The organism is Cognatilysobacter lacus (assembly GCF_008274655.1).
GTDB lineage: Bacteria > Pseudomonadota > Gammaproteobacteria > Xanthomonadales > Xanthomonadaceae > Cognatilysobacter > Cognatilysobacter lacus.
In genome coordinates this window covers 1-9,184 of sequence record NZ_VTRV01000109.1, presented here as the reverse complement: position 1 = coordinate 9,184, position 9,184 = coordinate 1, and the positions used below count along the sequence as shown (strand labels likewise).

Annotated in this window: 10 protein-coding genes; 4 read left to right on the top strand and 6 right to left on the bottom strand. The window is 68.8% G+C overall.

Annotated elements, in window-relative coordinates; all coding sequences use genetic code 11:
* From FW784_RS10005 to FW784_RS09995, 3 genes are all read right to left on the bottom strand, one after another.
* Positions 1-900 (bottom strand): ArnT family glycosyltransferase (locus FW784_RS10005; RefSeq protein ID WP_235893644.1); only part of this gene is annotated, 900 nt, incomplete at its 3' end.
* Positions 897-1,841, bottom strand: coding sequence for a pyridoxal-phosphate dependent enzyme (locus FW784_RS10000; protein WP_149353202.1), 945 nt, complete (start codon positions 1,839-1,841; stop codon positions 897-899). The genes FW784_RS10000 and FW784_RS10005, both read right to left, overlap by 4 nt.
* Positions 1,842-1,907: 66 nt before the next feature.
* The gene (locus FW784_RS09995) at positions 1,908-2,852 is read right to left on the bottom strand and encodes a DMT family transporter (RefSeq protein ID WP_149353201.1); all 945 of its coding nucleotides are present in this window, start codon (positions 2,850-2,852) and stop codon (positions 1,908-1,910) included.
* A gap of 209 nt (positions 2,853-3,061) precedes the next feature.
* On the opposite strand from FW784_RS09995, the gene FW784_RS14765 reads away from it, so the two are divergent.
* Both FW784_RS14765 and mnmG read left to right on the top strand, forming a co-directional pair.
* A complete protein-coding gene (locus tag FW784_RS14765) occupies positions 3,062-3,646 on the top strand; it encodes a hypothetical protein (RefSeq protein WP_235893643.1) in 585 nt (194 codons plus the stop codon).
* Positions 3,647-4,163: 517 nt separating this feature from the next.
* Entirely contained in the window at positions 4,164-6,053 is a 1,890-nt protein-coding gene (gene mnmG, locus FW784_RS09985) for a tRNA uridine-5-carboxymethylaminomethyl(34) synthesis enzyme MnmG (RefSeq protein WP_149353200.1), read from the top strand.
* 85 nt (positions 6,054-6,138) lie between these two features.
* Here mnmG and FW784_RS09980 read toward each other — a convergent pair whose 3' ends face one another.
* Complete coding sequence (locus FW784_RS09980) at positions 6,139-6,675, bottom strand: hemerythrin domain-containing protein (RefSeq protein WP_149353199.1); 537 nt, start codon at positions 6,673-6,675, stop codon at positions 6,139-6,141.
* A gap of 822 nt (positions 6,676-7,497) precedes the next feature.
* Here FW784_RS09980 and FW784_RS09975 point away from each other — a divergent pair.
* Together FW784_RS09975 and FW784_RS09970 are read left to right on the top strand one after the other, a co-directional pair.
* On the top strand, positions 7,498-8,172 hold the full coding sequence (locus FW784_RS09975; RefSeq protein WP_149353198.1) for a DUF4142 domain-containing protein: 675 nt from the start codon (positions 7,498-7,500) through the stop codon (positions 8,170-8,172).
* 153 nt (positions 8,173-8,325) lie between these two features.
* Positions 8,326-8,544 carry a hypothetical protein gene (locus FW784_RS09970; protein ID WP_149353197.1) on the top strand — a complete coding sequence of 73 codons (219 nt, stop codon included), beginning with the start codon at positions 8,326-8,328 and terminating at the stop codon, positions 8,542-8,544.
* A 41-nt stretch (positions 8,545-8,585) separates the two neighbouring features.
* Here FW784_RS09970 and FW784_RS09965 read toward each other — a convergent pair whose 3' ends face one another.
* Positions 8,586-8,807, bottom strand: a complete 222-nt coding sequence (locus FW784_RS09965) for a hypothetical protein (protein WP_149353196.1) — start codon at positions 8,805-8,807, stop codon at positions 8,586-8,588.
* 60 nt (positions 8,808-8,867) lie between these two features.
* Positions 8,868-9,184: translocation/assembly module TamB domain-containing protein (locus FW784_RS09960; RefSeq protein WP_149353195.1), on the bottom strand; the 317-nt coding region annotated here is incomplete at its 5' end.

Below are 9,184 nucleotides of genomic sequence, written 5' to 3'. Positions count from 1 at the left end.
GTCGCCGCGCCACGCGCGCACCTGCGCCGGCAGCCCGCGCAGCCAGCACCACAGGGGGCGCCACCACGGCAGCGTGCCGAGCAGCAACGTCGGAGCGTAGATCACGAACCAGCCGTACCACTCGCCGTGGCGCTTGAATTCGTCGGTCGCCACGCGGCCGACCACTTCGGAGCCGAGGAAGTAACCCATCAGCCCGGGCGTGGCGCGCGTGACCGCGATATACCAGGGCGCGGCGACGCATGCGAACAACAGCAGGCCGAGCGGCTGGAACAGCGTCGGCCGATCTTTCGCCCGGGTGGCGATCTCGAACAGGACGATCGGTAGCAACGGCAGCAGCCCGGGCGGCCCCTTGGTGAGGAACGCCAGGCCGAACGCGCCCCACATCAGCGCCAGCCAGAAGCGCGGACGCGCGGGCCCGAAGCGCGCTTCGGTGAAGCCCCACAGCGCGAGCACTTCGGTCGCGGTGAGTACGTAATCGGTGGTGATCAGCTGCGACGCACCGAACGGAAAGAGCATCGTCGCGTAGGTGAGCGCGGCGCGGGGACCCGCGCCGGGCGACAGGCGACGCCCCATCAATCCGACCAGCAACACGCACAGCAGGTGCGCGATGGCCGATGGCAGGCGGGCGGCGAACGCGTTGTTGCCGAACACGCCGATGCTCGACGCAATCGCCCAGTAGGTGAGCGGCGGCTTTGTCCAGTGCGCGACCTCGAAGCTGCGGCGCGGGATCAGCCAGTCGCCGCTGTCGAGCATGTTGAGCGCGACATTGGTGTAGCGGCCTTCGTCCGGATCCCAGATGCCGCGCATGCCGAGGAAGAGGAGCGTGGTGAGGATCGCGAACAGCGCGATCCACAGCGCGGGATGGCGATGCCAGGGGCGCGGCTCGGTCGTCGTGTTCAAGCATTCACCAGTGCAGTGAGGTCGGCGTTGCCACCGGACAGGATGATGCCGACGCGCCGGCCTTCGAACAGCTCGCGATGGGCGAGCACCGCCGCCAGCGCGACGGCGGCCGACGGCTCGATCAACTGCTTCATGCGTGTCCACACCAGGAGCATCGCGGCGAGCGTTGCAGTGTCGTCCACCACCAGTGCTTTCGCGCCGTGTGATTTCAGCAACTCGAAATTGATGGCGCCCAGCGTGCCGCGCAGTCCGTCGCAGATCGTGTCGGGCATGAAGTCGGTAACGCGTTCTCCCGTGGCCAGCGACGCCGCGGTTTCGGCGGCGCCCTCGGGTTCTGCCACGAACAGCTGCGTATGCGGCGATGCGCCGGCGATGGCGAGCGCGGTGCCCGATGCCAGCCCGCCGCCGCCTACCGGCACGACGAGGGCGTCGAGCCGTCGCGCAGCGAGAAGTTCCAGCGCGGCGGTGCCCTGCCCGGCGATCACCAGCGGATCGGTGTACGGATGCACGATGCGCGCGCCGAGTTGGCCGGCCAGCTGCGCACACATCGCTTCGCGCGCGGCGATGGTGGGTGCGCAGCGGTGCAGGGTGGCGCCGTAGGCTTCGATCGCCGCCAGCTTCCCGGCCACCGCGCCCTCGGGCACCACCACGTGGCAGCCGATGCCGCGACCGCGCGCGGCGAGCGCGAGCGCCGCACCGTGGTTGCCCGAGGAATGCGTCACCACGCCGCGCCGCGCTTCGTCGGCGTCGAGCCCCCACACGGCATTGCACGCACCGCGATACTTGAACGCGCCGACGCGCTGCAGGTGCTCGGCCTTGAAGTGCAGCGACGCGCCGGCGAGTGCATCGATCGTGCGCGAGTCGAGTACGGGCGTGACATGCGCATGCGGCGCGATGCGCGCGGCGGCGGCGAGGACATCGTCGAAACCGGGGTCGGCCATGCGGTGGGCGTCTGGGGCGGGCGGCTAAGCGTAGAGCTTCCGCGCGCCTCCGGCATTACCGCGCGGTCATGCGGCGCGGCGTTGGCCCAGCAGGCTCACCGTCGACGAGCCGACCACGACCAGTGCCGCGCCGATCCAGCCCAGCATCGACATCGGCTCCGGCGCCAGCACCGCGGGCCACCACGAATGCACCGCGGCGATCACGCCCAGGCACAGCAGCGGCGTCAACGCGATCACCGCGGACACGCGCGAGGCTTCCCAGTGCGCCAGTGCCTCGGCGAACGCGCCGTAGGCCACGACCGTGTTGAGCGCGCAGAACGCGAGCAGCGCCCACTGCACGCCATCCAGGCGCAACAGTTGCGTCGGATGCGCGAACGGCCACAGCAGCAGCGTCGCCACGACATAGATCACGCCGAGGATCTGCATCGAGCCCAACCGCACCAGCAACTGTTTCTGCGCCAGCGCATAGACCGCCCACACCACGGCGGCGACCACCACCAGCAGCGAGCCGGTGAGGTAGGCGCCGTTTCCGTGGTCGCGTGCATCGACATGCACCAGCTGGTCACGGAAGAACATGCCGAGGCCGGCCGCGAGCAGCGCCAGCCCCAGCCATTGCGCCGCACGGAAGCGCTCGCCGAACACCAGGATGCCGCCGATCGCCATCAGCAGCGGCGCCAGCTGGATCAACAGCTGTGCGTTGCCGGGCGACGTGCGCGCCACGCCCAGGAGGTAGAAGACGTAGTTGCCGACCAGCATGACCGCGGCAATCGCGAGCAGGCCCCAGCGGCGCCGCCCCAGCCCCGCAAAACCGCCGAGCTGGCCGCGCGCGCCCAGCCAGGCCGCGGTGAGCAGCGCGGAGACGACGAAGCGGAACCAGGTGAGCGTCAGTGGATCGACCGCCTGCAGCGTGACCTTCAAGGCGACCGGCAGCGTGGCCCAGCACGCGGCGGTGACCAGGCTCAGCGCGAGCCCCAGGCGCGTGCGGCCCGAGGCGCGATGCAGGGTCGACATGGGAAGTTCCAGGGTTATGGCAGGCGATGGTCGCAAGCGCATCGCCGACCAGCAATGCGCTGCAGCGCACCAGTGTGTACGGTCGACATGCACGGCCACGCGTATGCGTTGGCTGAACGACTCACGCGACGATGCTGTAACCGCAAAAAGTTAAGCGGTAGTTCAATGCATCGGGATGATGCTGCATCGTCCGCCACAGGGGGTGTCACATGTTCCGCAGGCTTCTGGTTCCGCTCGCTGCCACCGCACTGCTGGCCGGCTGTGTCACGACATCGCCCTACGGCTATCGCGACGGGCAGGGTGATTACTACTACGGTGCGCCGTCCGTCGAGTACCGCTACGGCAATGGCTACGGCGATCCGTACTACGGGCCGTACCGCCCGGGCTTCTCGATCTGGGGCGGCAGCGGCTACTACGGGCGCCCGTACTACGGCCCCGGCTATGGCTATCCGGGCTACGGCTACCCGTACTACGGCAATCCCTATTACGGCAATCCGTACTACGGCGGCTATTACGGGTATCCGCACCAGCGTCGACCGCGCCCCGACAACGACGGCGACCGTGACGACCGTGGCCACCAGCCCGACGGCGGCCCATGGCGCAATCTGGACGAGATCAATCGTCGGCGCCACGCCGACGGCAACCCGGGCGACACGGTTCCGCGGCCGGCGATGCCGCAGCCTCCGCCGCAGTTCACCCCGCCGCGCCCGGTGCCGCGCTCGGATGACGGTGACTCGCCGGCGCGTCAGGTGATCCGTCGCGCGGGTCGTCGGTCCAACGAGCAGGACCAGTAAAGCGTGACGCGAGGTCTTGCCGGGTAGCCGGGCCAGCCTCAAAGTAGCGCCGCACCGCCCGTCCGCGCGGCGGTTGCGTTTGCAGCCTGCTGTGTCGGCTCCCGGCGGGGAACTTCGGATCCCCCCTGTTCCGCCCCCCGCCGGGGGCCGGCTCTCCCCTGCAAGCGCCCGGAAAAGATGAAGGGCCGGATGTCCCCCGACATCCGGCCCTTCGTGCTTCCCCGGCGGGCGCGTGGCCAGCCCCTGTTCCAATACCGGCCGACGCATGCGCCTGCCCCGCTGGGTGCACGGAGAGAACTGCACGATGCGTGCCAAGACCCGCACTGCGGCGTTAGGGCCACGCAAGTCAGACCCACGTCACAGAACGCGCGGCGCGGCGACCGCCGTGAAGTGACGCAGCGCGGCCATCGCCGGCCGCCGCGGTCAGCGCCTGACGCACTCGACCGCCGCCTGTTCAGCCCGCCCCCTGCGCGACAATGGCGCACGCCGCGCCTTCACGCGGTCGACGATCCCCACCATGCCCAACGACTTCCATCGCTACGACGTCATCGTGATCGGCGGCGGCCATGCCGGCACCGAGGCTGCGCTCGCGTCCGCACGCGCCGGCGCACGCACGCTGTTGCTGACGCATTCGATCGAGACGGTCGGCGCGATGAGTTGCAACCCCGCGATCGGCGGCATCGGCAAGGGCCACCTCGTCAAGGAGATCGACGCGCTCGGCGGTGTCATGGCGCGCGCGGCCGATGCTGCCGGCATCCAGTGGCGTCGCCTCAATGCGAGCAAGGGCCCGGCCGTGCGCGCGACGCGCTGCCAGGCGGATCGCTCGCTCTATCGCGCTTTCATTCGCCGCGCGGTGGAAACGCAGCCCGGCCTCACGCTGTTCCAGGCCGCCGTCGACGACATCGGCTTCGACAACGGCCGCGTCGAATCGGTGCTCACGCAGACGGGCCTGCGCTTCTTCGCGCCCGCGGTCGTGCTCACCGCCGGCACGTTCCTCGCCGGCAAGGTGCATATCGGCGCGACGACGTATGCCGCCGGTCGTGCCGGCGACCCGCCGTCGATGACGCTCGCGTCGAAGCTGCGCGAAGGCCCGTTCGTGGTCGACCGCCTGAAGACCGGCACGCCGCCGCGCATCGACGGCCGCACGCTCGACTACTCGGTGATGGAGGAACAACCCGGCGACGCGCCGCGGCCGGTGATGTCTTTCATGGGTTCGGCCGCCGACCATCCGGCGCAGGTGTCGTGCTGGATCACGCACACCGCCGAGCGCACGCACGAGATCATCCGCGGCGCGCTCGATCGCTCGCCGCTCTACACCGGCCAGATCGAAGGCATCGGCCCGCGTTACTGCCCCTCGATCGAGGACAAGGTGGTGCGTTTCGCCGAAAAGGCCAGCCACCAGATATTCGTCGAGCCCGAAGGGCTGCACGTGTCCGAGATCTATCCCAACGGCATCAGCACCTCGCTGCCGTTCGACGTGCAGCTCGAGCTGGTGCGTTCGATCCGTGGCTTCGAACGCGCGCACATCACGCGCCCGGGCTACGCGATCGAATACGACTTCTTCGATCCGCGCGGCCTCAGGACCACGCTGGAAACCAAGGCGATCGCCGGGCTGTTCTTCGCGGGCCAGATCAACGGCACCACCGGTTACGAGGAAGCCGCAGCGCAGGGACTTATCGCGGGGGTCAATGCGGCGCGCTTCGTGCGCGGCGTGGAAGGCTGGACGCCGCGCCGCGACGAGGCCTACATGGGCGTGCTGGTGGATGACCTCACCACGCACGGCACCCGCGAGCCGTATCGCATGTTCACCTCGCGCGCCGAGTACCGCCTGCAACTTCGCGAGGACAACGCCGACCTGCGACTCACGCCCGTCGGCCGCGAGCTCGGTCTCGTGGACGATGCACGCTGGCAGCGTTTCGACGCAAAGCGCGCGGCCATCGAGCGCGAGGCCGCGCGCCTGGCGTCGACATGGGCGGGCCCCGGCAACGCGCTCGGCCGCGAACTCGCCGCCACGCTGGATCTCGAACTCACCCGCGAGTCCAACGTGCTGGATCTGCTGCGTCGCCCGGAACTCGACTACGCGCAGTTGATGCGCGTGCCCGCGCTGGGGCCGGCGGTGACCGATCCGGCGGTGGCCGAACAGGTGGAGATCGGCGCGAAATACGCGGGTTATCTGGATCGCCAGCGCGAGGAGATCGACCGTGCGCGCCGACACGAGGCCACCTCGATCGCCGACGGCTTCGACTATGCCGGGGTGCGCGGGCTGTCCTCCGAAGTACGCCAGAAGCTCGAACGCGTGCGGCCGCAGACGGTCGGACAGGCGCAGCGCATTCCCGGCATGACGCCCGCGGCGATCTCGCTGCTGCTGGTGCATCTGGTACGCGCGCGGCGCGAGCACGTCGCCTAGGGCCGACCCGACGCGGGCGTCGACCGAGCGCACATGGCAGAACGCCCGCGCGAGGCGGGCGTTCTGCATCGCGCAACGCGCAGAGTTACTGCAACGAGGTACGCGGCGGCGCCTGCTCGGAGCCGACCTGGCCCTGCTGCTGCTTGATCATCTCGATCTGCTCGGCGCCCATCGCCATGAGCTGCTTCTTGCGCGCGTCCATCTGCGCGCCCAGCGTCTCCAGCTGTTCACGGCTCATCTTCTCGCGCGCCGTCTTGAACATGTCCTTCTCTTCCTCCTTCGCGTGGTGCTCGATCAACTCGCTGAGCACCTTGGCGCGACCGGTGAAGCGGTCACTGGTCACGTCGGTGGCCAGCAGGTCGGGCAGCACCAGCTCGCCGGCCGCGCGATGTTCCTCGAGTGCTTCGAACACGCTCGCCTGGTCGTCGGCCTTGCTGACCGCTTCCTGGAACGCCGGATAGAAAATTTCCTCTTCGATCTGCGTATGCACGTCGAGCTCCAGGCGGATCTGCTCCAGCAGCTGCGTCCGGGTCTTCTCGGCGCGATTGGTGGTGTCATTCAGCTGTTCGAAGAGGCCACGCACCTTGTCGTGGTCCGCCTTGAGGAGTTCGATTGCATTCATGGGTTCATTCCGTCGGTGTTGGATCCGGGCGCCCACGCTGCCAGCGGATGCGTGAGCCCGGCGTCAGCCGGGGCGCCGTTGGTCGACACGGTTCAGGCTCTGCGTACCGATCACGTGCTGCGCGGGTGCTTACGTCGTTGATCGCAGCTCGCACGTGGAGAAGGAGCGTGACGTACACACGTGTCGCGTCCGGTGCTTCCGACCATCCACTCCGCGGCCGACGTTGTTTGCGCACACCGCGTCAGGGCGCGACGTTGGGAAAGCGCATCGAACTTCGCCGCCGGCCAAACGCGCGCGCAAGTCATATGAAGGCGCTGCAGCGCGGTGGACCACCGGGACGCCGATCGACCTGACTGAAGCGCTCGGGCCGATCGACGATCGGTTGGGTCGACATATCGTCCATGGGCCGAGGACCACTACCTGGTTATCGCGGCGCGGCGGTGCCACAAGCCGATCGGTGACTGCACGGGCACCTGATGCGTGCGCGGTTCGACGCTTTTGGTCGGGAGTTCACATCGCGATGCTGGACCCGTGGCTTGGCCACCCATGGCGCTCGATCCAGTGTCTGCTGATCGCGTCGAACGAAGACTCTGGCGTGTCGCGTCGATGCGTCGGATGCCTGATGGAACATGCACGGAACGCGCCGCCACGGCGTCGAAGCGCGGCCGCGACGCCGTTTGTCGGCGCGCAAGAGTTGCGGCCCCGCGAAGCAGCCGCACCTTCACGGCACCTGACGATGAACGGGGGTAGCGTCGCGATCCGGCCCCTCACGGCTGACCCCTTTCGCGCCTCGACGCAGTATCCATAGACGGAGACGAACTGATGAACATGAAGACCCCGCTCGCCCTGGCCACGGCCGCCCTCATCCTCTGCGCGACCGCCGCGTGCAACCGCAACCAGGAAGCCGCAGGCGGCGCCAACACCACGCCACCGGCCGCCACCGACACCGCGGCGACCGACGCCGCCAACGCCGCCACCGCCGCCGCAGGCGCGCCGACCGCAGGCGCACCGGCTGACAACGCCGCCGCCGCCACCGCCGCGCCGCCGACCCAGCAGGAAGCGCTGGCGCTGCTCAACCTCGTGAACGACCACGAGATCAAGGCAGCCGAGCAGGCCAAGTCGAAGAAGGTCAAGGGCGACGCCGCTGCCTTTGCCGACATGATGAAGATGGACCACACCAAGAACATGGCGGCCACCAAGGCGCTGCTCGACAAGAACGGTGGCGCGCCGGCCGATTCGGCCGCGATGAGCGACATGAAGTCCAAGAGCGATGCCGAACTGCAGCAGCTCGCAGCGCTCGACGGCGATGCCTATGCGAAGGCCTACATCGACGCGATGGTCAACGGTCACCAGGACGCGCTCACCAAGCTCGATAGCATGCTGATTCCGGCCGCCACCGACGCGGCGATCAAGAAGCATCTGCAGGCCACGCGCGACGCCGTGCAGAAGCACCTCGACCGGGCGAAGGAAATCCAGGCCAAGATGCCCGCCGCCTGATTCAGGCACGCAGCAGCATCGGAAAGGCCCGCTTCGGCGGGCCTTTTTTCGTTGTCGTGCCAGGCAAAGCATTACAGATGCGTAATCCGGCTATCGCGGATGATTCACGCGCCGCGGCCAACGCTCGATGTCCATACGACGAGGGTTCCCGACATGAAAACTTCAATCGCCGCACTTCTGGTGGCGACCGCCTTTACCTTCGCCACGCCGACCGTGCAGGCGCGCGGATGCCTCAAGGGTGCCGCGGTCGGCGGCGTTGCGGGCCATCTGGCGCATCACCATGCCGTAGCCGGCGCGGCCATCGGTTGCGCTATCGGCCACTACCACGCCACGCATGCGCACCGCACGCACCGCATGCATCACGCGCGCTGATGTGTCGAGGCAGCCGCGGCGTTCGCACCGGGGCTGCTGATTCAACCGTTGCCACCGTCCGCGGTCGGCGTGCCCGTCGGTGCCGTCTCCGTGCGCGGTTCCGCGGCGGGATCGCGCCGCAGATCGCGCATGTCGCCGTCGTTCGGCGGCGTCAGCGTGCCGCCCTGTTCGGGCTCGCTGTGGCGGTCGATCGGCTTTCGTAATTCGCCACGTTCGTGGCGCACTTCCTCATCCTGTGGCTGGTCGCCGTGCAGCTTGCTCATGGCGTCGCTCCGTCGTGGACACGCAGTCACGCTAGCGCGCATGTCGCTGCCGCTGCGTGATCAGCGTTCCTTGCGGTAGTTGAGCGATGCGCGGCTTTCCACGCTGCTCGACTCCAGCGACAGGTCCACGCCGCGGCGGATCAGGTACCTCAGCGTCAGCACCTGCCCGCCGCCGAACAGCGACACGCCGAAGCCGACGTAGACGCGTGGCGACAGGTATTTGCCCACGCCCAGCACGCTGCCGCCGAGCGTGCGGCTCTCGATCACGCCGGCGTCGTCCAGCCCCAGCCGCGCGCCGAGTTCCGATGCCAGCAGCGACCCGCCGGCCGACAGCGCCGCGCTCGCCGCACTCACCTGCCGGCCCTGCTCGCCACCCA

Bases quoted from the DNA above. Each gene is read 5' to 3' on its own strand.
- FW784_RS09965 (WP_149353196.1), bottom strand. From the start codon at position 8,807: ATGAGCAAGCTGCACGGCGACCAGCCACAGGATGAGGAAGTGCGCCAC.
- FW784_RS09975 (WP_149353198.1), top strand. From the start codon at position 7,498: ATGAACATGAAGACCCCGCTCGCCCTGGCCACGGCCGCCCTCATCCTC.
- FW784_RS09995 (WP_149353201.1), bottom strand. From the start codon at position 2,852: ATGTCGACCCTGCATCGCGCCTCGGGCCGCACGCGCCTGGGGCTCGCG.
- FW784_RS10000 (WP_149353202.1), bottom strand. From the start codon at position 1,841: ATGGCCGACCCCGGTTTCGACGATGTCCTCGCCGCCGCCGCGCGCATC.
- FW784_RS14765 (WP_235893643.1), top strand. From the start codon at position 3,062: ATGTTCCGCAGGCTTCTGGTTCCGCTCGCTGCCACCGCACTGCTGGCC.
- FW784_RS09980 (WP_149353199.1), bottom strand. From the start codon at position 6,675: ATGAATGCAATCGAACTCCTCAAGGCGGACCACGACAAGGTGCGTGGC.
- FW784_RS09970 (WP_149353197.1), top strand. From the start codon at position 8,326: ATGAAAACTTCAATCGCCGCACTTCTGGTGGCGACCGCCTTTACCTTC.
- mnmG (WP_149353200.1), top strand. From the start codon at position 4,164: ATGCCCAACGACTTCCATCGCTACGACGTCATCGTGATCGGCGGCGGC.